Source organism: Shouchella sp. JSM 1781072, from assembly GCF_041949915.1.
Classification (GTDB): Bacteria; Bacillota; Bacilli; order Bacillales; family Bacillaceae_D; genus Shouchella.
In genome coordinates this window covers 812,329-835,696 of record NZ_JBHFQE010000001.1, presented here as the reverse complement: position 1 = coordinate 835,696, position 23,368 = coordinate 812,329, and the positions used below count along the sequence as shown (strand labels likewise).

Annotated in this window: 30 protein-coding genes; all 30 read right to left on the bottom strand. The window is 40.8% G+C overall.

Annotated features, from left to right (window positions below):
• Positions 1–47: 47 nt before the first annotated feature.
• On the bottom strand, positions 48–605 hold the full coding sequence (gene frr, locus ACE1TH_RS04480) for a ribosome recycling factor (RefSeq protein ID WP_375078420.1): 558 nt from the start codon (positions 603–605) through the stop codon (positions 48–50).
• 2 nt (positions 606–607) lie between these two features.
• Positions 608–1,324: a UMP kinase gene (pyrH, locus tag ACE1TH_RS04475; RefSeq protein WP_099301038.1), complete on the bottom strand. Its 717-nt coding sequence runs from the start codon at positions 1,322–1,324 to the stop codon at positions 608–610.
• Positions 1,325–1,409: 85 nt separating this feature from the next.
• Positions 1,410–2,294: a translation elongation factor Ts gene (gene tsf / locus ACE1TH_RS04470; RefSeq protein WP_099301039.1), complete on the bottom strand. Its 885-nt coding sequence runs from the start codon at positions 2,292–2,294 to the stop codon at positions 1,410–1,412.
• An 89-nt stretch (positions 2,295–2,383) separates the two neighbouring features.
• A complete protein-coding gene (gene rpsB, locus ACE1TH_RS04465; RefSeq protein ID WP_099301040.1) occupies positions 2,384–3,130 on the bottom strand; it encodes a 30S ribosomal protein S2 in 747 nt (248 codons plus the stop codon).
• Positions 3,131–3,293: 163 nt separating this feature from the next.
• Positions 3,294–3,734 (bottom strand): DUF6115 domain-containing protein, encoded by a 441-nt coding sequence (locus ACE1TH_RS04460; RefSeq protein WP_099301041.1) that lies wholly within the window; start codon positions 3,732–3,734, stop codon positions 3,294–3,296.
• A 12-nt stretch (positions 3,735–3,746) separates the two neighbouring features.
• Positions 3,747–4,502: a FliA/WhiG family RNA polymerase sigma factor gene (locus ACE1TH_RS04455; RefSeq protein WP_099301042.1), complete on the bottom strand. Its 756-nt coding sequence runs from the start codon at positions 4,500–4,502 to the stop codon at positions 3,747–3,749.
• Between the two features lie 16 nt (positions 4,503–4,518).
• Complete coding sequence (locus tag ACE1TH_RS04450) at positions 4,519–4,992, bottom strand: chemotaxis protein CheD (protein ID WP_255223348.1); 474 nt, start codon at positions 4,990–4,992, stop codon at positions 4,519–4,521.
• Positions 4,992–5,603: a chemotaxis protein CheC gene (locus tag ACE1TH_RS04445; RefSeq protein WP_255223349.1), complete on the bottom strand. Its 612-nt coding sequence runs from the start codon at positions 5,601–5,603 to the stop codon at positions 4,992–4,994. Before ACE1TH_RS04445 ends, ACE1TH_RS04450 begins: the two co-directional genes overlap by 1 nt.
• Positions 5,600–6,208 carry a CheB methylesterase domain-containing protein gene (locus ACE1TH_RS04440; protein WP_099301045.1) on the bottom strand — a complete coding sequence of 203 codons (609 nt, stop codon included), beginning with the start codon at positions 6,206–6,208 and terminating at the stop codon, positions 5,600–5,602. The genes ACE1TH_RS04445 and ACE1TH_RS04440 overlap by 4 nt, the downstream gene beginning before the upstream one ends.
• Positions 6,205–6,789 carry a hypothetical protein gene (locus tag ACE1TH_RS04435; protein ID WP_099301046.1) on the bottom strand — a complete coding sequence of 195 codons (585 nt, stop codon included), beginning with the start codon at positions 6,787–6,789 and terminating at the stop codon, positions 6,205–6,207. The genes ACE1TH_RS04440 and ACE1TH_RS04435 overlap by 4 nt, the downstream gene beginning before the upstream one ends.
• Positions 6,773–7,759 (bottom strand): flagellar biosynthesis protein FlhF, encoded by a 987-nt coding sequence (locus ACE1TH_RS04430; RefSeq protein WP_375078419.1) that lies wholly within the window; start codon positions 7,757–7,759, stop codon positions 6,773–6,775. Before ACE1TH_RS04430 ends, ACE1TH_RS04435 begins: the two co-directional genes overlap by 17 nt.
• A complete protein-coding gene (gene flhA / locus ACE1TH_RS04425) occupies positions 7,756–9,795 on the bottom strand; it encodes a flagellar biosynthesis protein FlhA (RefSeq protein WP_099301048.1) in 2,040 nt (679 codons plus the stop codon). The genes ACE1TH_RS04430 and flhA overlap by 4 nt, the downstream gene beginning before the upstream one ends.
• Positions 9,796–9,811: 16 nt before the next feature.
• On the bottom strand, positions 9,812–10,900 hold the full coding sequence (gene flhB / locus ACE1TH_RS04420; RefSeq protein ID WP_099301049.1) for a flagellar biosynthesis protein FlhB: 1,089 nt from the start codon (positions 10,898–10,900) through the stop codon (positions 9,812–9,814).
• Positions 10,897–11,676, bottom strand: a complete 780-nt coding sequence (gene fliR, locus ACE1TH_RS04415) for a flagellar biosynthetic protein FliR (RefSeq protein ID WP_255223350.1) — start codon at positions 11,674–11,676, stop codon at positions 10,897–10,899. The genes flhB and fliR overlap by 4 nt, the downstream gene beginning before the upstream one ends.
• Entirely contained in the window at positions 11,677–11,946 is a 270-nt protein-coding gene (gene fliQ, locus ACE1TH_RS04410) for a flagellar biosynthesis protein FliQ (RefSeq protein ID WP_099301051.1), read from the bottom strand. It lies immediately after the preceding gene.
• A gap of 15 nt (positions 11,947–11,961) precedes the next feature.
• A complete protein-coding gene (gene fliP, locus ACE1TH_RS04405; protein WP_099301052.1) occupies positions 11,962–12,642 on the bottom strand; it encodes a flagellar type III secretion system pore protein FliP in 681 nt (226 codons plus the stop codon).
• Complete coding sequence (locus ACE1TH_RS04400) at positions 12,639–13,271, bottom strand: flagellar biosynthetic protein FliO (RefSeq protein WP_099301053.1); 633 nt, start codon at positions 13,269–13,271, stop codon at positions 12,639–12,641. The genes fliP and ACE1TH_RS04400 overlap by 4 nt, the downstream gene beginning before the upstream one ends.
• Complete coding sequence (locus ACE1TH_RS04395; protein WP_099301054.1) at positions 13,246–13,608, bottom strand: response regulator; 363 nt, start codon at positions 13,606–13,608, stop codon at positions 13,246–13,248. The genes ACE1TH_RS04400 and ACE1TH_RS04395 overlap by 26 nt, the downstream gene beginning before the upstream one ends.
• 58 nt (positions 13,609–13,666) lie before the next feature.
• Positions 13,667–14,818 (bottom strand): flagellar motor switch phosphatase FliY, encoded by a 1,152-nt coding sequence (gene fliY, locus ACE1TH_RS04390; RefSeq protein ID WP_255223351.1) that lies wholly within the window; start codon positions 14,816–14,818, stop codon positions 13,667–13,669.
• Entirely contained in the window at positions 14,811–15,800 is a 990-nt protein-coding gene (gene fliM / locus ACE1TH_RS04385; RefSeq protein ID WP_176554254.1) for a flagellar motor switch protein FliM, read from the bottom strand. Before fliM ends, fliY begins: the two co-directional genes overlap by 8 nt.
• Before the next feature lie 14 nt (positions 15,801–15,814).
• Positions 15,815–16,243, bottom strand: coding sequence for a flagellar basal body-associated protein FliL (gene fliL / locus ACE1TH_RS04380; protein WP_099301057.1), 429 nt, complete (start codon positions 16,241–16,243; stop codon positions 15,815–15,817).
• Positions 16,240–16,458, bottom strand: coding sequence for a flagellar FlbD family protein (locus tag ACE1TH_RS04375; protein ID WP_099301058.1), 219 nt, complete (start codon positions 16,456–16,458; stop codon positions 16,240–16,242). The genes fliL and ACE1TH_RS04375 overlap by 4 nt, the downstream gene beginning before the upstream one ends.
• A gap of 10 nt (positions 16,459–16,468) precedes the next feature.
• The gene (flgG, locus tag ACE1TH_RS04370) at positions 16,469–17,245 is read right to left on the bottom strand and encodes a flagellar basal body rod protein FlgG (protein ID WP_099301059.1); all 777 of its coding nucleotides are present in this window, start codon (positions 17,243–17,245) and stop codon (positions 16,469–16,471) included.
• A gap of 3 nt (positions 17,246–17,248) precedes the next feature.
• A complete protein-coding gene (flgD, locus tag ACE1TH_RS04365; RefSeq protein ID WP_099301060.1) occupies positions 17,249–17,692 on the bottom strand; it encodes a flagellar hook assembly protein FlgD in 444 nt (147 codons plus the stop codon).
• On the bottom strand, positions 17,679–19,277 hold the full coding sequence (locus tag ACE1TH_RS04360) for a flagellar hook-length control protein FliK (protein WP_375078418.1): 1,599 nt from the start codon (positions 19,275–19,277) through the stop codon (positions 17,679–17,681). The genes flgD and ACE1TH_RS04360 overlap by 14 nt, the downstream gene beginning before the upstream one ends.
• 4 nt (positions 19,278–19,281) lie before the next feature.
• A complete protein-coding gene (locus tag ACE1TH_RS04355) occupies positions 19,282–19,827 on the bottom strand; it encodes a MotE family protein (protein WP_255223353.1) in 546 nt (181 codons plus the stop codon).
• Positions 19,827–20,270 (bottom strand): flagellar export protein FliJ, encoded by a 444-nt coding sequence (gene fliJ / locus ACE1TH_RS04350; protein WP_099301063.1) that lies wholly within the window; start codon positions 20,268–20,270, stop codon positions 19,827–19,829. The genes ACE1TH_RS04355 and fliJ overlap by 1 nt, the downstream gene beginning before the upstream one ends.
• A complete protein-coding gene (gene fliI, locus ACE1TH_RS04345; protein ID WP_375078417.1) occupies positions 20,267–21,592 on the bottom strand; it encodes a flagellar protein export ATPase FliI in 1,326 nt (441 codons plus the stop codon). Before fliI ends, fliJ begins: the two co-directional genes overlap by 4 nt.
• Positions 21,573–22,361, bottom strand: a complete 789-nt coding sequence (gene fliH, locus ACE1TH_RS04340; RefSeq protein ID WP_375078416.1) for a flagellar assembly protein FliH — start codon at positions 22,359–22,361, stop codon at positions 21,573–21,575. The genes fliI and fliH overlap by 20 nt, the downstream gene beginning before the upstream one ends.
• On the bottom strand, positions 22,354–23,361 hold the full coding sequence (fliG, locus tag ACE1TH_RS04335; RefSeq protein WP_099301066.1) for a flagellar motor switch protein FliG: 1,008 nt from the start codon (positions 23,359–23,361) through the stop codon (positions 22,354–22,356). The genes fliH and fliG overlap by 8 nt, the downstream gene beginning before the upstream one ends.
• Positions 23,362–23,368 lie beyond the last annotated feature (7 nt).

Here is a 23,368-nt window from a genome sequence, read left to right as displayed (position 1 = left end):
CTATAAAAGAGGGTCTCCTACTTTTCTTTATCATACACGTAATTCGATCAGACTTCCATAATTTCTTCTTCTTTTTCTTTTGCACGTGCATCGATCTTACTAATATAAGAATCTGTTAATTTTTGTACGTTATCCGTTTCGCTACGAAGCTCATCTTCTGTCATTTCGCCATCTTTTTGTAACTTCTTCAAATCGTCATTTGCATCACGACGGATGTTACGAACTGCAACTTTTGAATCTTCTGCTGTTCTTGATACAATTTTACCTAATTCTTTTCGACGATCTTCTGTTAGTGCCGGAATAATGATACGGATGACTTGTCCGTCACTTGAAGGCGTTAAGCCCAGATCAGATTTCATGATCGCTTTTTCAATATTACCGACTGCGCTTTTGTCATAAGGCGTAATTAAAAGAAGGCGTGCTTCTGGAACCGTTACAGAAGCAATTTGATTTAAAGGTGTTTCTGCACCATAATATTCAACTGTAATTCGGTCAAGAAGCGCTGGGTTTGCACGACCTGCACGCAATTTAGCTAATTCACGATTAAGCGATTCGATCGCTTTATCCATTCTTCCTTTTGCATCATCTTGAATTTGTTTTGACATGGTTATTTCCCCCTGACAAGTGTTCCAATTTTTTCACCTAAAACGGCACGCTTAATGTTGCCTTCTTCCATAATAGAGAATACGACAAGTGGAATGTCGTTGTCCATACATAGGGATGAAGCCGTTGAATCCATTACTTGAAGTCCATCGGTCAACACATCCATATACGTAATCGTGTCATATTTTTTTGCATTTTTATCTGTACGAGGATCAGCGTTATATACGCCGTCTACATTATTCTTCGCCATTAAAATGACTTCTGCTTCAATTTCAGCTGCTCGTAATGCTGAAGTCGTGTCAGTAGAGAAGTAAGGATTTCCTGTACCCGCAGCGAAAATTACGACGCGCTTCTTTTCTAAATGACGAATCGCTTTTCGTCGAATATATGGTTCTGCCACTTGTCTCATTTCAATTGATGTTTGGACGCGAGACTCTACACCAATTGATTCGAGACTATCTTGTAGCGCTAATGAATTCATCACTGTCGCAAGCATGCCCATATAATCGGCTGTTGCCCGGTCCATCCCTTGTGCGCTCCCAGCCATTCCACGCCAAATGTTCCCTGCTCCAACAACAACAGCAACTTCAACTTCAAGTTCAACAATTTCTTTTACTTGATGAGCAATGGAATTAATAATTGTTGGATCAATTCCATACCCTTGCTCTCCAGCTAACGCTTCTCCACTAAGCTTTAAAACGACACGATTGTATTTGTTCATTGTGACCTCCGAATTTGCTTTCTTCCAGATCTTTTCTTGTGAAAAAGGGACACGAACGAATGTTGTGTCCCTTTTAATGGGTTTGTTATTTTTTCACTTGAGACATAACTTCTTCAGCAAAGTTATCTTCACGCTTTTCAATACCTTCTCCAACTTCATAACGAACGAACGTTTTAACAGACGCATTTTTGCTTTGTACATATTTGCCAACTTTTTGATCGCCATCTTTCACAAATGGCTGATCTAATAAACAAACTTGCTCGAAGAATTTGCTTAAGCGACCTTCAACCATTTTTTCAACGATGTTTTCAGGCTTGCCTTCGTTTAACGCTTGTTGCTTAAGCACTTCACGCTCACGGTCAACCACGTCACCTGTTACTTCATCACGAGAAACATAAGTTGGGTTAATTGCCGCAACGTGCATCGCAACGTCTTTAGCAAGTTCTTCGTCGCTTGAAGAGCCGATTAGTGTAAGTACACCAATGCGTCCACCCATGTGTAGGTAAGAACCAAAAACATCGCCATCTTCTTTTTCAACAACAGTAAAACGACGTAGTGAAAGCTTTTCACCAATCTTCGCGATTGAAGAATTAATGTGCGATAATACTGTCACGCTACCGCCTTTGAAGTTTTGCTCTAACGCTTCTTCCACTGTTGCTGGATTTTCAGCTAAAACATGCTCTGCCAATTCTTTTACAAGCGCTTGGAAGTTTTCGTTTTTTGCAACGAAATCCGTTTCAGAGTTTACTTCAACAATTACTGCTTTATTGCCGTTCGTTACAACAGATGTTAAACCTTCTGCTGCGACACGATCCGCTTTCTTTTCTGCTTTTGCAATTCCTTTTTCACGTAAGAAGTCAATCGCTTTGTCCATATCTCCGTCAACTTCTACAAGCGCCTTTTTACAATCCATCATACCAGCGCCTGTTTTTTCGCGAAGTTCTTTTACCATACTCGCTGTAACTGCCATTGTAATTCCTCCTGTTTACACATCTTTTTCACAAAAAAAGGGTGGGAAAGGGTTAATCTCCCTTCACCACCCTTTTTGGAGTCCAACATTTATGCTGTCGTCGTTTCCTCAACGTCTTCTTCTGAATCCGTATTTTCCATTAAAACTTCTTCTTCAGCAGCTGTTGCTTCAATTACAGCATCAGCCATTTTTCCAGTTAGCAACTTAACTGCGCGAATCGCATCATCGTTACCAGGGATCACATAGTCAATCTCATCTGGATCACAGTTTGTATCAACAATTGCTACAATCGGAATGTTTAATTTATGTGCTTCCGCAATTGCAATACGCTCTTTACGAGGATCAATAACGAATAACGCATCAGGAATGCTATTCATGTCTTTAATACCGCCTAAGAATTTCTCAAGACGATCCATTTCTTTTTTAAGAAGGATAACTTCTTTTTTAGGAAGGACATCAAATGTGCCATCTTCTTGCATTTTTTCAAGATTCTTAAGACGCGTAATACGCTTTTGAATCGTTTCAAAGTTTGTTAATGTTCCACCTAACCAACGTTGGTTGATGAAGTACATGTTCGAACGAATCGCTTCGTCACGAACTGAATCTTGTGCTTGTTTCTTTGTACCAACGAAAAGAATTTTCCCTCCGTCAGCTGCAAGATCGCGAACGAAGTTGTACGCACTCTCGACTTTTTTGACCGTCTTTTGAAGGTCAATAATATAAATACCGTTTCTTTCTGTGAAGATGTAGCGATCCATTTTCGGGTTCCAACGACGAGTCTGATGACCGAAGTGAACACCTGCTTCAAGTAATTGTTTCATGGAGATAACTGCCACACCAAACACCTCCTTAAGGTTTTTTTATCCTCCGCAGTATTCATTTCTTGACGACACACTTATCAATGATAAGAGCACCTTCGCCAAAATCCTCCTGCGTGTGTATTTAACACCGTCAATTATCGTATCACATCCAAGAGGGATAAGCAAGACGACTCGACAATTATTTTTGTTTACGCTGCGTAAGATTCAAGATAAGCTCTACTTCTCTTACACCCATGGCTAGTTCTTTCGCAATTTCTATTGAAGAAACGCCTTCACTTTTAAGCTGATGCACCTTTTTATGCATGTGATCTACTTCCACGTTCAGTTGCTCAGAGACTACAGGCTCTATCGGCCCTTCTTTTAACCGGTGTTCAAAAGGAAGAATGTTTGAAACTGAACGCTGTTTAGAGTCCGGAGGGGGCGTTTCTGTATGTACGTGTTTGTTTTGAACGGCGTGAACAACTGCTTCATTGTCTTCCTTAACATCTTGTAGAAAGCGTTCAAGCGATGCCTCTAGTTCTTCTTTTGTTAAACGCTCGTTTACGTCTCGCTGAAGTTTTGCAACTTTTATACTAAGATAACCAATTGCGATGAGTAAAAGCAATAGCGTGACAACCATAAATCCTCCTTATTAACGGACAAACGCTTTTTCAGCAAATCCTTGTTTTAATTTTTTAATTGCTTTTGCGTGAATTTGCGAAATCCTTGATGTTGATAAATCGAGCACTTTGCCAATATCCGTTAACGACAATTCTTCAAAATAGCTTAATTGAATAACAAGCTGTTCATTTTCATTCAAAGCTTTAATTCGTTCAACAAGTTCCCGCTTTGTGTCGGAATGAATTAACGCTTCACCTGGTTGCTCCATTTGTTCATCGCGCACTTGGACGTGATAAGAAACATCGGTCGAGGTTGATAATACATCATCAAACGAAAGGTTTGTACTATTTAATTGCTCAAATTTAAGATAAGATACTTCCTTTTCCGTAACATTCATTTCGCGCGCAATCTCACTCGCAGCAACAGATCGACCTTGAGATTGCTCAAGCTGCTCAACAACTGTATCCATTCGCTTGATTTTTTCGCGAACCGTGCGCGGCAAACGGTCTTCTTTTCTTAAGCCATCAATCATCGCTCCCCGTATCCGAAAAGATGCATACGTATCAAACTTTAAATCTCGATTGGCGTCAAACTTTTGGATCGCGTCAAACAGACCTTCCAAAGCGTGACTTTTCAATTCATCTTTCGTCACTGAAATCGGTAATGTTTTTGACACTCGCTGGACATGGAAATGAACGAGAGGTAAATAGTGCTGAATTAAAGCTTCAATGGCTGCACTTGATTTTGTCTCGATCCACAATGCCCACAGTTCAGCTTCTGACTTCATTCTCTTCCTCTCCTGTCTAAAGCAATTTAATGGGTTTATTTGCCGTCCGTACACGCATCGTACAGCTTGGCAAATCAAATTCTACTGTTCTTCCGACTGTTCCACCGACTTCTCTTGCCAAAATCGGGATATGCGCCTGTTCCAACCAAGTCGTCGTAGCTTCAATATTTCGTTTTCCAATTTGCATAAATTCTTCTCGCATCACATAGCGAAACATTTGAGCCCCACCAACCATTTTTGCTTGAAGGTTGGTCGCACCTACCTTTAAGAGTTTTTCTTGCAAAAGATTCAGTGCAGTATCCGCATAGCGCCAAGGATTAAATGGCCCTTTTCGTGCTTGCGAAGCATCCGGAAGCATGATGTGCACCATCCCTGCTATTCCATGTGCACGGTCATAAAGAACGACACTTATACACGAACCTAAACCACATGTCCTCAGTGTGCCTGTACCTGTTAGTATTTTCCATTCACCAATCGAAATCGTCTCCATTAGCTTGATCCGTTTAAACGCTGCAGTGCCGCAGAAAGATCGTGAATAGAAGCTTTGTCGGGTAGAAAAATCAATACCCCTTCTAATTTTTGTAGGTCATTTACAATGGTCATCGTCGTTTCCATAAAAACAAATGTTTCGTGATCAACAAGGTGATATGTCGCTTCTGCTAGCACAGCACTACCGATGTCGAGACTAAGTTCTGTCACAAGTGGGTAAGCTTGTACGTTTGTTAATGACGCAATTGCAGAAATATATGAGCCGATCATAATGTTTCCAACTTCTTGAAATGCGGATTGAGCTAGCGGCTGTTCCAACAAATCACTCACTTGTTTTTCAAGAGGTAGCAATTTGTTCGTCAATTGAATAGCTGTATCAATGTTAGTTAAAAAAAAGATTGTTCCCCGAATCTCTCCTTCTAAAGGAGAAAATACAACGCCACACGCTTCTTGATGATACACGCGCAAGCGAGGTAAATCTTCTATTGCGCGAACGTCGATTTCTGGTACATTCATTGTTACTTTTTCATTTAACAAAGTGGATAGCGCTGTGGCTGCGTACCCTGTGCTTATATTAGCTACTTCTTTTAGCATATCAGCTTGATTGATCACAAGAACGCTCCTTTCGAAATAATCCATTTTCCAATTTCCTCACTCGTCAACACCTCGTCTACATAACCGGTTTTTTGTGCGGCATTTGGCATTCCAGCTATTACTGCACTTTCAACGGATTCGACAACAATGACACATGATCCCGATTCCTTTACACGAGCTAACGACGCTGATCCGTCATTTCCCATGCCTGACAAAATAATAAGCACTTTTTTCTTAAACCATACGGTGGAAGCAAATAAGTCATTAATTGACGGATGATAAAGATCACCTGTTTGAGGCTCAACAATCTTTATATAGGCGCCATTCATTTTTTTTATTAGCATCGTTTGCTGACCACCAGGACTAATATAAATCGTGCTATTCTTTAAACGTTCCCCGTGTTGAGCTTCTTTGATTGTAAATGGGAAACGCTCATTTAAACGACTGGCAAGCAAAGCTGTAAAGTGGGCTGGCATATGTTGGGCGACAACAATTGGATAAGGAAACGTATGTGGAAATTGTTCAAATACGCGTTGTAAAGCACTCGGTCCACCTGTAGAACAACCAATTACGACAACAAGCTCGCTTGAATTCGCTGTAGCCCCACTCATTTCAGTTTTCATACGGTGACCAGCCAATCTTGAATAAGCAAACTAGTCGTTTCATAGATTCCATCGGTAAAATCCTCTCGAGAGCGCTCGAGCCAGCCAAGGTCAACCACATCCACTTGCACATATTGTTTTACCGTGTCTTTTAGATTCTCAAGCACCTGTTGATTCCTTCTCTCCTCAGGATTACCTGTCCCAATTACATATGTTCGCAGAAAAGGACGCTGTTTTATTTTTTGATACGTTTTAATTAACTGGTCTTCGTTTGCAGAAAGAAAAAACAAGCGAGGAAGATCAGCTGTTTGAATTAAGGAATCAGTCCAAGTTTGAATATATAACAGCACATCAATACGAATTGTTGTTAATTGCTTCACCTGATCTGAATGTAGTAACTGATCTTGAAATTTCACTCGAAAGTGAGCCTTTGCTGCTGATGTAGAAATGCCGCACGCTTCATACCCGTAATCACTCAAGGAATGAATCAATCGTTCAACGATGCAGGCGTCATCTGCATTCGAAATAAATAGGTGAAGGGCTTTTCTCTTATGTAATGAATGTTCAATTGATCGCTTTCGCAAATTATGCGCTTGATCCATGTTGATCTCCCCCAAAACGTAACCACTTTATTAATTCTTCTGCATGCGGAAAGCAGATATCATTCGGTACAGTTTGCCCGGTCGTCACACCGGAAATGGGTACAGATTGCTGATAGAGCAATTCTGCCAATAATGATAATGTTCGCGTCTCATCTTTTTTCGTTAGAATCATGCCATGTAACGCCACATCACGAAACTGCGTGAAAATTCGATGCACATCACTTGTTTTCATTGTTAAACTTAATGTTAAATGACATTCAACATCGGATCGGTTATTTAGAAACTGCGTTAATTGTGGTGACAACGTTGAATGAAGATAATTATCTCCTGCTGTATCAATTAAAATCATATCGGCCGCAATTTCTTCACAAAGCGCATCTAATTCTTCTGGATCATAGACAACATAGCAAGGACACCCTAAAATATCGCTATACTTATTTAACTGCTCAACTGCCGCAATCCGGTACGTATCAAGGGTAATAAATGCGAGCGACTTCCCATCTTCATACAGCGCTTTAGCAGCAATTTTTGCTAATGTCGTTGTTTTCCCAACACCTGTTGGTCCTGCAAGACAAACAATGCGCTTTTCTCCTAATTTAGTCGTTTTAGGCTTTAACGTAGCATCTAGCACACCGTTAAAAATACGCTGAGGATCTGTTTCTCCACGGTCTTGAATCATCTTTGCCGTTAGCAATAAGCGCTTTTTCACTGCTGGCGTGACTTCAAGCTGATCGATCTGACGCGAGACAGAAACAGGCAACGTCGAGGTTTTCTCTTTTTCCGGAGCGCGCTTGTTCGTTTCTTCCATCATTCCAACCGTGACTTGAACAAACTCTTTTTGAAAAAAGCCAAGCCAGCCCCCTTCTTTCATCGAGCGACTATGGAGAATAACTGCCCGCTCTCCCATGCTTTGCTTCACCTCTTCGACAGCTTCTTCGTAGGTTGGCGCTTTTATTTTTTTTATGATCATTGTAATCTCACCACCCCAACACTCTGCACCTCAACACTTGAGTCCAGTTCATTGTATGAAATAACTGGTACTTGAGGTAAATAGCGCTCAATAAGTTGTCGCATATACATGCGAACAGCCGGTGAACATAAAATAATGGCTTGTTGCCCCATTTCCGCAAGCTTTGTTGTTTCAGTCGCCGTTTGCTGCAAAATGGCCTGTGAATCTGCTGGTGCTAAAGCTAAGAAACTTCCATTTTCATTTTGTCCAACCGCATCAACAAGTCGTTTTTCAACGTCGCTTGCTAACGTAATAACGGAGAGTTTCCGATTTTCATCGGTTAATTGTTCCGAAATTTGTCGAGACAGCGATTGTCGAACATACTCAGTCACGATATCCATATCTTTTGTACGTGAGCCATAATCTGCTAACGTTTCAAATATAATTGGTAGATTACGAATCGACAGTTGCTCTCGCAATAAATTCTTTAGTACTTTTTGAATGTCACCAATTGTTAACGGTGAAGGCGTCACCTCTTCGACAAGGGTTGGATACGTTTCTTTGATGTGCTCGATTAACGCTTTTGTTTCTTCTCGACCTAAAAGCTCGTACGCATATGTTTTTAATAGTTCTGTTAAGTGAGTTGAGATAACCGTTGGCGGGTCAACAACGGTGTAACCAGAAAGCTCAGCATCATCTTTAACGTCTTCTGTTATCCAGATTGCTTCAAGACCAAATGCCGGTTCTACCGTTGGAATGCCGTTTATCGATTCATCTTCTATTCCAGTGCTCATCGCCATGTAGTGATCGAGCAAAATCTCCCCTTTCGCAACAAGATCGCCCTTGATCTTAACTGTGTATGCATTCGGCTCTAATGAAAGATTATCTCGAATGCGAATAACCGGAATCATCGTTCCTAGTTCAAGCGCCATTTGCTTACGAATCATCACAACACGATCAAGCAAATCGCCGCCTTGATTGGCATCTGCAAGAGGAATGAGTCCATACCCGAATTCAAATTCGATCGGATCCATCTTTATTAAGCCCAACACGGATTCTGGGCCAGTAGGTTCAACTGGTTCCGGCACGTGATCGTTTAATTTTTCCGCAAGCTCTTCTTCTTCATCATGGGCTTGTGATAATCGGTATCCAGCAAATGCTAATAAACCTGCAATTGAAAACGTCACAACCTTTGTAATCGGCGTCGTAATTCCTAATAAGAAAATCGTTGCTGCGGTCACATAAAGAAGCTTTGGATAAGCAAGTAGCTGTTTCGTTAAATCATTCCCTAAATTTCCTTCCGATGCAGCTTTTGTTACAATGACACCTGTTGCTGTAGAGATTAAGAGCGCTGGTATTTGCGTGACAAGACCATCTCCAACTGTCAAAAGCGTATACGTACTTGCAGCGGTCGATAAATCCATTCCCATTTGCATCATGCCGATAACCAGTCCAAAGACTAGATTAATAATAACAATGATGATGCTCGCAATGGCATCTCCCTTTACAAATTTACTCGCACCATCCATCGAACCATAAAAGTCAGCTTCATTTTCAATTTTTTCGCGTCGCGCTTTTGCCTCACGATCGGAGATTAATCCTGCGTTCAAATCAGCATCAATACTCATCTGTTTCCCTGGCATCGCATCAAGAGTAAATCGCGCCCCTACTTCTGATACACGCTCTGCTCCTTTTGTAATAACAAGAAATTGAATAATAACGAGAATTAAAAAGACGACAAAACCTACAACCGCATTCCCGCCGATTACAAAACTTCCGAACGTTTCAATCACGTTTCCTGCGTGAGCTTCCCCTAAAATGGAGCGTGTTGTCGAGACGCTTAGTCCAAGTCGAAAGAGTGTGACAAGCAAGAGCATCGTTGGAAATACAGAAAATTGTAAAGCATTTTTCGTATTTAAAGCGACTAATAAAATAAGCAAAGATAACGAGATATTAAAGATAATGAGTACATCTAAGATAAATGGAGGGAGCGGAATGATAAGCATGACAATAATTAATATCACACCTACAAGTATACTAAGATCTTTTGCTTTCACTTTTTCCCCTCCTTGTTTAATGAGCGCCGTTTAATTGATACACGTAAGCGAGAACCTCTGCAACAGCTTGAAACATTTCTTCATTAACTTGGTCGTTTACATTTAGCTGCGCATACATAGAACGAGCGAGCCAAACATTTTCTACCATCGGAATGTCATGATCTTTCGCAATCGATTTAATTCGCTCTGCAGCATAGTCCATTCCTTTCGCTAAAACATAAGGCGCGTCAGCCTTCGTTTGATCGTAAGCAATTGCAACGGCAAAGTGAGTTGGATTCGTAATAATCACATCTGCTTTTGGTACTTCCTGCGCCAAGCGGGACATCGACATTTCGAGCTGTTTCTGCTTTCTTCTTGCTCGAATTTTCGGATCCCCTTCACTCGTTTTGTGCTCATCACGAATGTCTTTTTTTGACATTCGAATTTGTTTCTCATGGTCATAACGTTGGTAAAGATAATCAGGTATCGCCAAAATTAATAATAGAATCGAAGCCACAATGCCCATAAGCATAGCAAGCTCACCGACCGTAACGGCACTTACTTCAATATTCTTTTGCGATAATGTTAAGACTTCTTCTATATTAAGATAAAGCACAATGACAACAGCGGAGCCCACGAAAACGATTTTTAAGATTGACTTCGCTAACTCAACTAAAGCACGAGCAGAAAAAATCCGCTTTGCTCCTTTTATCGGATCGAGCTTTTCTAGCTTTAATTTCAAAGGATCCGTTGTAAAAAGTGAACCGACTTGTAAAAAGCTTCCAAACGCACCAGCGAACACAGTGATAGCCATGATCGGCAGCACGATAATGGCCATATGCCATGTTAGTTCACGAAATAAACTTGCTGTCGTGCTTTCCGTAACTTGTAAATGAAGAAAACGGGAAAACATATCGGACATCATGCCTTGCAGCCCTTTAAACACACTTGGTCCAGCGAATAACCATAGGACGATAAATGCAATGAATAGCATAAGTGCCGTATTTACGTCTTGACTCTTCGGTACTTGGCCTTTTTTTCGTGAATCTTGACGTTTTTTAGGCGTAGCCTTTTCCGTTTTCTCATCAGCAAACCACTGTAAATTCATCTCTAGTCTACGTTTCATATGGTTTCTCCAAACAGTTCTAGCAACGTTCGCATTGCTAAAATCATTTCTTTAAATAAATAGTTCATACTCATGAAGAAAACGCCGATATAGATAAAGAGAATGATTAATCCTGCAATTAACTTAATAGGCAAACCGACAACAAACACATTCATTTGCGGAACCGTTCTCGACACAATACCTAATGCAATGTCAACTAGAAACAGTGAACCAACAACAGGAAAAGCCATTGATATGCCAAAAGCAAATAAAAACCCCATTAACATGGCAACATGCTCAATAACAGACGCTGATGATAGTGGTAAAAATAATTGGTCAATCGGTACAAATTGAAAACTATAGACGGCTCCATCTAGTAATAAGTGATGGCCGTCAATTAAGAGTAAATATAAAAGTGCGAATATATATAGATAACTACCTGTTAACGGGCTTTGTGCACCTGTTTGTGGATCAACAACATTTGCAAGCATAAACCCCATATGGAAATCAATTAATCCCCCTGCAATTTGAACAGCATACAGCAACATCATTGCCACTAACCCGGTCAGCACGCCAAGAAGGGCCTCTTTTATAATTAATAGCGCATAGAAGCCATCAATCGTTATGGCGGGAAAGTCAATTGAGAAAACAAGCAACAGCGCCACCACTCCTGCTACACCGATTTTAAACGGCATTGGAATTGTTCGATAATTGTATAGAGGTAGCACAATAAAAAACGATGCAATCCGAATAAAAACGAGTAAAAAAGCTGGATAAACTTGAATAAACGACTCCATCTAGCCAATATACCTAAACAAATTGCTATAAATGCTGTAGGTCATCTCTGTAAGTTGCGATAACATCCACGGGCCAAGAATAACCAACCCAACGAGTACGCCAACGATTTTCGGTATAAATGCAAGCGTTTGTTCTTGAATTTGTGTGGTCGCTTGAAAAATACTTACGACTAAACCTAAAATTAAGGCAATCAATAATAAAGGGCCCGCAACAAGTAGTACGGTCCAAACACCACTTTGAGCAAGATTTGTTACCGTTTCAAGACTCATTTCACACGCTCCTTCCTATTGGTAGCTAATGAGTAAACTTTGAACAACAAGATACCAGCCATCCACGAGAACAAATAAAAGAATTTTAAACGGCAAGGCAATCATAACTGGTGGCAGCATCATCATCCCCATCGACATTAATACACTAGCAACGATCATATCGATCACAAGAAAAGGAATAAAAATTAAGAAACCAATTTGAAACGCTGTTTTGAGCTCACTAATCGCAAAGGCTGGAATTAACGCGGTTATCGGCACATCTTCCAATGTTTCAGGTTGATCGTACCCTCCATAGCCCATAAATAATGCCAAATCTTTTTCACGGGTATGCTGTGCCATAAATTCTTTTATCGGTACAATGGCTGTATCTAGCGCTTCTTCACCTGTTAACTCTCCCTCTGTTAAGGGAACATAGGCCGTTTCATACACATCTTGTATCACAGGAGCCATAATAAAAAATGTCATAAAAAGCGCTAACCCAATCAAAACCTGATTAGGGGGTGTTGTCTGAGTTGCTAATCCTTGACGAACAAAAGACAACACAATAATAATTCTTGTAAAACAAGTCATTAAAATAAGAATACCTGGAGCAATCGACAAAATCGTAATAAGCAATACGATCTGTAACGTTGTTGCAATCGTTCCTTCATTTGAAAAATCAACCGACAAAAAAGATAGGACAATTCCATCAATCATGGAGACTTCGGCCCTTTCGAACCAATTCTAGACGCTTTATCTAATCCTTGTTCCGATATGTGTAAGCGTGTTGCTAAAATATCTTGGAACGATACCGGAACTTGCCGTTTCTTTTCATTTGAACGAAACCACGGTAATACATGATTGATTCCGCTTTGATTTATATCAGGCTGATGCTTTTTCAAAATAGCTTCAATCTCTTCAGGGTCTTCAATCGTATCTAATAACTGCACTTGTTCACTTACGCCAACAACGAGCAGCTTTTCCCCCACTTTAATGAGTTGAATCGATCGATTCCCTCCTAATGAAACTCCTGATAGCAGCGACAACCCTTTTGACTCTTGAAACGAACGAGATCGCTTATTAATAAATTTTAAAATCGTGAGCAAAAGAACGATTACGACTAAGAGTGCTCCGATCATTTTTAAGCCACTTAGCCAAGGAGACTCCGTCGTCACAACACCATCTTGATTTTCTTCTTCAGTCGTAGAGGTCGAGCAGTCTTCTGCGACCATAGCTTCTTGCACGCTACAATCTTTCGCAAAGACGTGCTCATGCTCTGCCAGGGCAAAGCAAAGCACGACTACTACAAATATAAGAACCTTAACCGATTGCTTTTGAAATCGCATCAATCACTCGTTCAGCTTGAAACGGTTTAACAATAAAATCTTTTGCCCCTGCTTGAATCGCATCAATTACCATCGCTTGCTGTCCCATCGCTGAACACATAATGACTTTGGCGTTTGGATCATACTCTTTGATCTCTTTAAGCGCGCTAATGCCATCTTTATCAGGCATCGTAATATCCATCGTTACAAGATCAGGTGACGTTTCTTTGTATTTCTCAAATGCTTCGTTGCCATCATTTGCTTCGGCCACAACCGTGTACCCGTTCTTTTCTAAAATATCTTTTAACATCATTCTCATAAAAGCCGCGTCATCTACAATTAAAATTTGTTTCCCCATTTACATGTTCTCCCTTTTCGTCAATTCATTCGAGCGTATCCGTTCGTATGTACTGTGCTTAATTTAAGTGATTAATCCGTTCTTTTTTACTTACGATATCAGTAATGCGTACGCCAAAGTTTTCATCAATGACGACAACCTCACCTTTTGCAATTAAACGATCGTTTACCCGTACATCAACCGGCTCTCCGGCTAACTTGTCCAATTCAATAATAGACCCTTGAGAAATACTTAAAATTTCTTGGATTGTTTTCTTCGTACGACCTAATTCCACTTTTACTTCCAGAGGAATATCGAGAAGCATATCGAGATTTTTCATCTCACTAGTTGGCAAACTCGGCTTTTCAAAATTAGAAAAAATAGCTTTCTCGACAACATGTTCTTTTTCCGTCATAGCCTTTCGCTGACTTTGTGCAGGTCGATCACTCGTGTTTACACTTTCTTCACGAACTGGTGACGGTTCTCGCTCAACTTGCTTAGCTTCAACTACTCCGTCATTTTCACTGCTTGGTGCTTGTGATTCACCAAGTAAAGCTTGCGCATAGCTCTTGCCAAAAGGAACTCCGATAATTTGCAGAAGCTTTGAATCGATTAAATGACCTACTTTTAAAGAAAATGAGATTGCAATAAGATGGTCACCATCAGGTACATAATCAGGTCGTTCTTTTTCTTTAAAATCAACAATTTGAACACGAGGTGGGGAAATATCTACACGACGATTAAATAATGTTGACATTGATGTTGATGCTGAACCCATCATTTGATTCATCGCTTCTTGAACCGCACTTAAGTGCATCTCAGTTAATTCTTCGTTCGGGTTTTCACCAGATCCTCCAAGCATGAGATCTGCGATAATCGCTGCATCTTTTATCGTTATCACAAATAAGTTCGAACCCTCAAACCCTTCCGTATAATCAACATATACGACTACATGGGGATGGGGAAATAAGTCATTTAACGTTGCTTTGTTTATGGAAGACAAAGTGGGTGTGGTAATATCCACTTTTTGATTTAACAATGTCGATAAAGCGGTAGCTGAACTGCCAAACGAAATGTTTCCAATTTCTCCAATTGTATCTTGTTCCATCGGCGTTAAAATGTCTTCAATCTTCACTTCATCATTTAATGAAGTATCCGTTTTAGGCTCTTCTTCTTTTAACCCTTTTAAGAGGGCATTTATTTCATCTTGAGAAAGAGGTTTCTCACTCATCTTCCGTTCCTCCTACAATTTCAGTCACTTGAATAGCCATTCGTTCTCGCTGTAAACCCGGTTGCCCTTTAAACTTTAACGCGCCGCCAACATTAATGTTTAAAGCGGAAGTAATCGCTTGACTTAACGGGATAACGTCATCTTCACTTAATTTCAAAAATTCCTCGATCGTAATGTCAGCATCCCCTAGTTCCACAGCGACATCAATCGATGTTTTTTTAAGCTGTCGATTCATCACGTCCTCTTCTTCTGGAGACATGGTTCTGCGCTGTTCTTGAAACCAGTGATGATTTGTTAATTTCGGTAAGACGCTCTCTAACACAACGTGAGGCAAGCAAATCGTCATTAGTCCAGACGTTTCAGCAATGCTCGTTGACAACGAAATGACGACAACGGTCTCATTTGGTGAAACCATTTGTAAAAAATGAGGATTTACCTCTGTCGTTTCTGAAACAGGTTCAAGCTTTACAACAGATGTCCATGCCTCTGCAAAACTACGAACCATTGAATCAAATAAACCCGAAAGAATATTTTTTTCAATGTCTGTTAAGTTATCAATTTTGTTAATGCTCGTCCCCCTACCACCGAGTACGCGATCAAACATTGCATACGCAATATTGGGATTGGTTTCGAGTAAAAAGCGACCTTCAAGCGGCCTCGGTTCAACGACATTTAAAAACGTCATCGACGGAATCGAGCGAATGTACTCTTCATAAGGCACTTGTTCAACGGAAGCAACTTGAATTTGAACGAGAGACCGAAGCCTTGCCGAAAAATAAGTCGTTAAAATACGCGCATAATTTTCATGAATACGTGAAAGGTTTCTCATTTGATCCTTTGAAAAACGCAATGCTCGTTTAAAATCATACGTGCGTACTTTTTTATCGGCCTCCATTTTCAATAAATCTTCTGCATTCATTTCACCTGTTGTTAATGCTGAAAGAAGCTCATCAATTTCCCCTTGTGACAATACATCTGCCATAAGCACACCTCTTTTTATTGCACAACTTTAGTCGTGGTATACACAGCCTCCACACGCCCTGAGTCAAGGTGTTGGTTTAATTGTGTTTGAATCTGTTCTTCTAATTCTTCTATGCCTTCTGAACCGATCAATTGATCTGCTGAAATCTCTGCAAGCGCGAGCAATACGACATGTTTCACTTGAAAATCTCGCTTTTCTAACTCTGTTAATGTTTGTGGCTCATCAAGCTGGATTCGAAATTGTGCCCGTATGAACTCACCACTTTTTAAATTCGTTGTCATTTCTTCCGTATCAAACGAACGCTTGTTGATCTCGTCAATGGAAGTGCCCGCATCTGCTGTAGATTCTTCAAACGGACCAATATTCAGTACGTACAGTCCTCCAATTAAGAGGACGGCACCAATGATTAAACTTAATGTAACTCCTAGAAGTCGTTTTTTCATTCCTTATCAAGCTCCTGCTGTTTATATGTCCCGACGAGACCGATCTCTCGCATTCTTTGATTAATCGCTTTGCCTACGTCTTCTAACGAATCTGCAACGATTATTTTCTTTCCACTTACAAGTGTTATCGTTGTATCAGGGAGCGCTTCAACGTGTTCAATTAACAATAGATTTAATAACATGGAGCGTCCATTTAATCGCGTGACCGAAATCATTTACGCTCGCCTACCTTTTTAAATTCACAATTTCTTGTAAAATTTCATCTGACGTTGTGATCACTCGTGAGTTAGCTTGAAACCCTCTTTGCGCAACAATCATCTCTGTAAATTCATCTGTTAAATCCACATTCGACATTTCCAAAAAGCCACTTTGTACTGTACCAGCACCATTACCAGCAGCAAAGTTTGGCGCTCCAGATGCAGCTGTAGCAGCAAAGAGATTACCACTTGCTTTTGTTAGGCCATCAGGATTCGCAAATGTTGTTAATCGTAGTGCCGTCCCAGCTGCGTCAGAACCGATAAAATTCATGTTTCCCGCTGAATCAATTGTCACATCTGTTGCATCTGCAGGAACTTGAATTGGGTTGCCAGCATTATTTAACAAGTAAGCGCCAGAGCTGTTGACAATATTGTTATTTGCATCGATATAGAAATTCCCAGCCCTTGTGTAATACGTTTCACCATTTGAAGAAACTGTAAAAAACCCGTCGCCATTTATCATTAAATCAAGTGAGCGCCCTGTACTTTGAGCAGGTCCTTCACCGTGAACTGTATCTATTGCGCCTACAGTTGAACCAGTCCCAACCTGTTGTGGATTTACCCCACCTTGATTTGCTCCAGGAGCAAGAGGAGACTGCATCTGTTGACTCATTAAATCTTCAAACATGACACGTCCTTTTTTAAATCCGTGTGTGTTTACATTTGCAATATTGTTTCCAATTACATCTAATTTTGTTTGGAACCCTTTCATACCTGAAATACCAGAGTACATTGATCGAATCATTATTTACCGCTCCTGTTCTTTTGTTTGAGTGTGTTCACGTATTTCTAACAGATGACCAGCTTCTATCCAGTTATCCCGGTCGATTTCAACAATCATTTCTCCCGTTTGTGCATACTTTACAGCTGTAACCTTCCCTTGACCTTCTTCACTTTCTTTTTTCCATGTAACGTCTTTGCCGATAATTTCACTTAAGTTCATCAACTGCTGGCTTTTTTGATCCATATACATGTATTGCATGGTAGCGTTGAGCTGAGTTAACTGCTCAAGTTGAGAGAAAGTAGCTAACTGAGCGATATATTCTCGATCTTCCATTGGATTTGTCGGATCTTGATGTTGAAGCTGCGTAATTAACAACTGCAAAAACGCTTCTTGCCCTAACGGATTGGCCGGTCCTTTCGTTTGCTGTTGCTGTGATGAAAGGTACAGACTTGGATCAATTTGCGTCATCTTGCTTCACCTCTGTTTGTAAGATTGCCGCCATCCATTCTTTAAAATTCGTTTTCGATTTCTTTCCTAACTGTTCAACTTGCTGTCCTTTTCGATCTTGTTCCTGTTGGCTATGGTGCTCATTTTCTTCAGGTAACTCGTCTTCGATTTGCAGCACTTCAACTTTCGTATCTTGCAAAGCTCCCAATTGACGAAGTTGTGGCAGCGAACGTTCAATTGCCTCTTTTGCATACGATCGCTCAGCGGAAATACGAACCATATAGCCTTGGGCTTGTTGAATAAACTGTATATTGACACGTCCAAGTGATTCAGGATGTAGCTTCAACATTATTTGTTGCTGGCGTCCATTTGAATAAGTGGTCTTTGCTGCCCGTAAAATGCGCAGCAGTTGCCTCGCTAATAACGAATCGACTGATTCTTGTTGTTTCCCTAGAAATGAAGTTGAGCGTATTTCTTGAGGCGCATCGACTCCCTCTTCTTTTAACTCAAAGACCCAACCATGTTTTTGAGTTTCTCCGTTAAGTGCAGGAAGCCCCCGCTCATAATTCGCATCAGGTAAACGCTCACTGCTAAACGTCGAACTTTCTTGTGACTGGTTTTGCTCGCTTCTAGGCTGTAAGTGAAGCTGATTGGTTTTTTGTATACTTGGCTTTCCCTCACCTTCAAGATGCTCGTCTAATTGTTTGTCAGCAACTTCTTGCTTATGAACGGGTATTTGTTGATCTTTCATTTCTCGCTTATGAACGGATGCTTGCTGAGCGTCCATTTCTTGCTTATGAGCGGGTGCTTGTTTATCACCCGTTTCTTGCTCGAAGACGATTGCTTGTATTTTTGCCTTATCTTGACTGTTCGTAAGGAACGCTTGGCGTTCGTAAGGAAGTTCTTGCTGTTCTTGCTGGTATGTATTCTCCGTCTCGCGATTCTCATTAAAAAGCGGCGACAACTTGTTGGAATGATGGGAAGACTCATTAGCTGTATGTAGAAAAAGCGATGCGTTGCCTTCCATTTTTTCTTCTGACCCATCTTTATTCAAAGAAATCGATTCTTCCGTTTCATGGCGAAACAGATGTTCTTTTTGAAGAGAAGAGCGAATAGGTTGCCCTTCAATGTCTTGACCTTCCACACTATGGTAGCGTTCTCTGGAAATCATCGTCCCCTGATCCAATTTTTTGCTACGATCAAGGTTTGGGTTTATTGCCAATCGACTTTCTTCGCCAAAAACGCTGTTGTGTAAATCGTTCTGCTCCTCTTGCTCATAAGAGCTGCTTGTAGGTTGATTCGTGTTTGTTTCTTGCCGTTCACTATGTTGAAGAGTATGTTCTCCTTCATTTATAAACATAACCCGTTCTTCAGCAAGTAGATCTTCGTTTGCTTTCTTGCTCGAATCATAAGAAAGATTTGCTTCTTGATTAAGGCCTTCTTTTACAACGTCGCTTTCTTGCTCATGAATAGCTTCCTGTAGCGTGGCTGCGATTGCTTGAGCGAATAAACTAGTATTTAAACATGCAGTCTTCTCATGATGTTTCCCATTAGAAGAATTGTATGAAGAACGATTTTCGGACGTTGTACTCAATAATTGAATCATACGGTCACCCGCCTTCATCTGCTAACTGTTCTAAGAGTTGTGCTGCTTTATCGGCGGGTAATCGCCCTACGATACTCGCTCTTAGTGATTCATCCATTGAACGAACGTGTTCATAGGCGACATCGATTGCCAATTCATCGATAATGGCAGCTGCTCGCTTCGATGACATTTGTTGGTAGGTTTTGATGACGTTTTGTAATCCATCTACCTCATCGTTGTTCGTTGCGGTTTCTATTGAAACAGGTTCGTTTTCTTCCGTTTGCTGCAATTCGCTTGCTCGTTCCTCTTCCAATGAACGCCATTCAGCTTCCTTGACAACGAATTCATTCTCTAACTCTCTTAGTTGATCCTGTAGCGTCATGACTTCTTGTTCAAGTTCAGCAATAACCGCTTCCGAATTTGTATCGCTGGAAGAATTGAAAAATGAACTCATGCTTGGCATGCCAAACAGAGGGCCTACATAGATAAATCCAATAACCACTATAAGAATAATTGGCGTAACGAATGAAAACACGAGAAGTCGTGATTGCTTTTTCTTTTGTTTTTTCATTAGACAAACGCTCGGTTAAATTGACTTATACTTACTTCATCCATCTGTTGCTGCTCTCGTTTTCGTTCATCAGCTTCGTGCTGCTGCGCTTGTCTTTGTTTTAAGCGCTCAAATTGCTTATATGATTTCGCACGCACTTTATATTCAATTTCTTGCTCTAGCATCTTTTTTCGCGCCCCGTCCGTCTCTACTTTTTTCTCAGAAATGGTTTTTTCTAAGCGAGAAAGATAGACGTTTTGACTAACATATTGATCTATTCTCACACCTGTAAGTTGGCGTTCTTCCATGTTTCGTTCGAGTCGTTCTTTTTCTTTTAACAGCTCATAAAAAGATGTTGCCACTACTTCAAATTCTCTTTGAGCATCGTCAAACCGTTTTCTCGCTTGATGTTTTTCACGGTTTTTCACGTTCATCGCTTGTTGTAATGAGAATGAAAACGTCATCCGTCACGGCTCACTCCTTTCACTACATGCAACATTTCGTTATAGGTCGATTCGAACGTGCATGTTTCGTCAGTTTGTTGTGACAAAAACTGCAACAAGTACGGCATGGCTTCTATTGCTCGATCAATAGAAGGTGAGGCACCTTGTTTGTATGCTCCTAATTGAATTAAGTCTTCTGACTCTTCATAATCAGCGAGCCACTTACGCATTTCTTTAGCTGCTGCTTTGTGGTCTGGTGAAACAAGCTCATTCATTAAGCGGCTCACACTTTTTAAGATATTTAGGGCTGGAAACTGGCCTTTATTCGCTAGCTGTCGATCTAGAATAAAGTGCCCGTCTAAAATCCCTCGGACAGCATCTGCAATTGGTTCATTCATATCATCCCCATCAACAAGAACCGTATAAAACGCTGTGATGGTTCCTTTTGCACTCGTTCCTGTCCGTTCTAATAATTGCGGTAGCTTCGCAAAAACGGAGGGTGGGTACCCTTTTGTCGTTGGCGGCTCGCCAATTGCTAACCCAATTTCTCGCTGAGCCATTGCAAAACGAGTGACGGAATCCATCATCAAATTAACCGACAGCCCTTGGTCACGAAAATATTCAGCGATAGCTGTCGCCGTTAATGCGCCTTTTACTCGTTGTAGAGGCGGTTGATCTGACGTAACAACAACGAGAACCGATTTCTTTAAACCGTCTTCACCTAAATCTCTTTCAACAAAGTCTCTTACCTCTCTGCCACGCTCACCAATTAGCGCAATAACATTTATGTCTGCGTCTGATTGTCTAGCAATCATGGACATAAGTGTACTTTTCCCTACACCACTTCCAGCAAAAATACCTACTCTTTGTCCCTTTCCCATCGTTAACATACTGTCGATCGCTTTTACACCGACACTCATGACTTCCGTGATGCGCGGCCGGCTCATTGGTGAAGGAGGATCCTGATCGGTTGGGTACATCGCTTCAACGTTCACTGTGCTACTTTCTAACTCAAGGGGTGTACCTACACCGTCTAGCAGCTTTCCAATTAATGATGGTCCTACGGGAATCGTAAGAGCGTTGTTTGTCGTTTCAACCATACTTCCTAATTCAATATGTTCAATTCGGTCTAAAGGCATTAACAGCACACGATCATCTTGAAAACCAACCACTTCTGCGAGTATCTTCGTTTTCTTTTCACGACCAGTCCAAATGTAGCAAAGTTCTCCAACGAATGATCTCGGCCCTGAAGATTCGATCGTTAAACCCGTAACTTTTTTTACTTGACCATACCATTTATACATGCTGCTTTTTTCGACGTGATTAATAAGTTGTGTCCACATGTTCTCTACCTATCACACTCGTTAATTGATGTTTCAATTCTTTTAATTGCGTATCCAACGAAGCATCTAATCGACCAGCGTTCGTCATAATGACGCAACTCGATTCGGGGCTATGGATATCAGGAATGATTTGAAAATCTTTACAGCTCACTAGACATTGATACAATTCTTCTTTTCTAAAAACTAATTGCTCGTACCAATGAGGATGAACATAAACTTTAACGATTTCAAATTCACGAACTTCTTGTAAAATTTGCTTCATCATAGCAAAGATGACATCCGCTTCCGCTAACTTTTGACCTAAAATACGCTCTACAATTGTCATCGCCAAGTCGATTAAAAAAGGTTCATTCTTTTCGATCGAGTTTTGAACTTCTGCTTGAGCGTGCTCGAGCATACGCTGGGCTTCTGCAAGCTTTGTTTCATAGATAGCAGAGGCTTGTGACTCCCCAGCAGCAAAGCCCGCCTCGTACCCGTCAAGTTGCGCTTGCGCCTTTTGCTTTTCAGCTTCTTGTTCAAGTTCTTCTTTGCGTATTACGAGCGTTTCTTCCATTTTTTGCGCTTCTGCTTTAGCCTTCTCAAGCAGCTGCTCTGCTTCTTGTCTAGCTTTTCTTTGTTCTTCCTTCAGAAAATCGACTGAGGCAGCATTCTGATTTCTTTCATCTGTAGTGGTACTTTCAAAAGATTGTATTGATCCTTCTTGAATCGGCTGAATACGAATCGAGCGATTAAGGGCTGTGGCTGTATGGGTTCGAATAATCTTAGACAAGGATGTCTTCTCCATTCGTTCGCGCAATCACAATTTCACCGATGTCTTCAAGGTCGCGAATTTTTGCAACGATTCGTGATTGCGCTTCCTCTACATCACGTAAACGTACTGGCCCCATATACTCCATTTCATCTCTAAACGCTTCAGACATTCTTTGCGACATGTTTGAGAACACAGATTCTTTTACATCTTCGCTCGCAACTTTTAACGCTAACTGTAGGTCATCATTCTCCACTTCACGAATGACGCGTTGAATAGCTCGTTTTTCTAACGTAACGATATCTTCAAACACGAACATTCGTTTTTTAATTTCTTCTGCTAGCTCTGGGTCTTGTATGTACAAACCATCTAGAATCGTTCGCTCCGTCGATCGATCAACACCATTCAATACTTCAACGACGGCTTCAATCCCACCAGCTTCTGTATAGTCTTGTGAAATCGTTTGTGATAGCTTCTCTTCAAGCACTCTCTCAACTTGAGAAATGACTTCTGGAGATGACCGATCCATCATCGCAATTCTACGAGCCACATCGGTTTGAATCATTTCTGGTAGAGATGAAATGATTTGTCCTGCTTGTTTTGAAGGAATATAAGCGAGAATAACAGCAATTGTTTGTGGATGTTCATGCTGAATAAAATTTAAAATTTGTGAAGGATCTAACTTACGTGCAAAATCGAACGGACGTACTTGAATCGTTGACGTTAACCGTTCCATTATTGACGCAGCGCCTTCTTCACCTAATGCTTTCTCAAGGATCGACCGCGCATAAGCGATTCCACCTTGAGCAATGTAATCCTGTGCACTGACAATCGCATGAAATTCTTCTAAAACAGTAGCTTGAATGTCTTTATCGACTTTTCGAACAGCGGAAATTTCAAGCGATAATAGTTCAATCTCTTCTTCGGTTAAATGCTTATATACTTGAGCAGCTGAATCAGGACCAAGTGAGATCAATAATATTGCGGCTTTTTGTTTTCCTGTTAATCTTACAATGGCCAAGTGATCA

Excerpts from the sequence above, each read along its gene's own strand:
- pyrH (WP_099301038.1), bottom strand. The coding sequence starts at position 1,324 with ATGAACAAATACAATCGTGTCGTTTTAAAGCTTAGTGGAGAAGCGTTA.
- fliP (WP_099301052.1), bottom strand. The coding sequence starts at position 12,642 with ATGATTGATGGAATTGTCCTATCTTTTTTGTCGGTTGATTTTTCAAAT.
- fliQ (WP_099301051.1), bottom strand. The coding sequence starts at position 11,946 with ATGAGTCTTGAAACGGTAACAAATCTTGCTCAAAGTGGTGTTTGGACC.
- frr (WP_375078420.1), bottom strand. The coding sequence starts at position 605 with ATGTCAAAACAAATTCAAGATGATGCAAAAGGAAGAATGGATAAAGCG.
- ACE1TH_RS04435 (WP_099301046.1), bottom strand. The coding sequence starts at position 6,789 with ATGGATCAAGCGCATAATTTGCGAAAGCGATCAATTGAACATTCATTA.
- fliL (WP_099301057.1), bottom strand. The coding sequence starts at position 16,243 with ATGAAAAAACGACTTCTAGGAGTTACATTAAGTTTAATCATTGGTGCC.
- ACE1TH_RS04360 (WP_375078418.1), bottom strand. The coding sequence starts at position 19,277 with ATGATTCAATTATTGAGTACAACGTCCGAAAATCGTTCTTCATACAAT.
- fliM (WP_176554254.1), bottom strand. The coding sequence starts at position 15,800 with ATGGCAGATGTATTGTCACAAGGGGAAATTGATGAGCTTCTTTCAGCA.
- ACE1TH_RS04450 (WP_255223348.1), bottom strand. The coding sequence starts at position 4,992 with ATGGAGACGATTTCGATTGGTGAATGGAAAATACTAACAGGTACAGGC.
- ACE1TH_RS04460 (WP_099301041.1), bottom strand. The coding sequence starts at position 3,734 with ATGGTTGTCACGCTATTGCTTTTACTCATCGCAATTGGTTATCTTAGT.
- fliI (WP_375078417.1), bottom strand. The coding sequence starts at position 21,592 with ATGTGGACACAACTTATTAATCACGTCGAAAAAAGCAGCATGTATAAA.
- fliJ (WP_099301063.1), bottom strand. The coding sequence starts at position 20,270 with ATGACGTTTTCATTCTCATTACAACAAGCGATGAACGTGAAAAACCGT.
- ACE1TH_RS04375 (WP_099301058.1), bottom strand. The coding sequence starts at position 16,458 with ATGATTTCGGTCACGCGATTAAATGGACGCTCCATGTTATTAAATCTA.
- flgG (WP_099301059.1), bottom strand. The coding sequence starts at position 17,245 with ATGATTCGATCAATGTACTCTGGTATTTCAGGTATGAAAGGGTTCCAA.
- fliR (WP_255223350.1), bottom strand. The coding sequence starts at position 11,676 with ATGGAGTCGTTTATTCAAGTTTATCCAGCTTTTTTACTCGTTTTTATT.
- ACE1TH_RS04355 (WP_255223353.1), bottom strand. The coding sequence starts at position 19,827 with ATGAAAAAACAAAAGAAAAAGCAATCACGACTTCTCGTGTTTTCATTC.
- ACE1TH_RS04440 (WP_099301045.1), bottom strand. The coding sequence starts at position 6,208 with ATGAAAACTGAAATGAGTGGGGCTACAGCGAATTCAAGCGAGCTTGTT.
- ACE1TH_RS04395 (WP_099301054.1), bottom strand. The coding sequence starts at position 13,608 with ATGGGGAAACAAATTTTAATTGTAGATGACGCGGCTTTTATGAGAATG.
- ACE1TH_RS04430 (WP_375078419.1), bottom strand. The coding sequence starts at position 7,759 with ATGATCATAAAAAAAATAAAAGCGCCAACCTACGAAGAAGCTGTCGAA.
- fliY (WP_255223351.1), bottom strand. The coding sequence starts at position 14,818 with ATGAGTGAGAAACCTCTTTCTCAAGATGAAATAAATGCCCTCTTAAAA.
- ACE1TH_RS04400 (WP_099301053.1), bottom strand. The coding sequence starts at position 13,271 with ATGCGATTTCAAAAGCAATCGGTTAAGGTTCTTATATTTGTAGTAGTC.
- flgD (WP_099301060.1), bottom strand. The coding sequence starts at position 17,692 with ATGACGCAAATTGATCCAAGTCTGTACCTTTCATCACAGCAACAGCAA.
- tsf (WP_099301039.1), bottom strand. The coding sequence starts at position 2,294 with ATGGCAGTTACAGCGAGTATGGTAAAAGAACTTCGCGAAAAAACAGGC.
- ACE1TH_RS04455 (WP_099301042.1), bottom strand. The coding sequence starts at position 4,502 with ATGAAGTCAGAAGCTGAACTGTGGGCATTGTGGATCGAGACAAAATCA.
- flhB (WP_099301049.1), bottom strand. The coding sequence starts at position 10,900 with ATGAAACGTAGACTAGAGATGAATTTACAGTGGTTTGCTGATGAGAAA.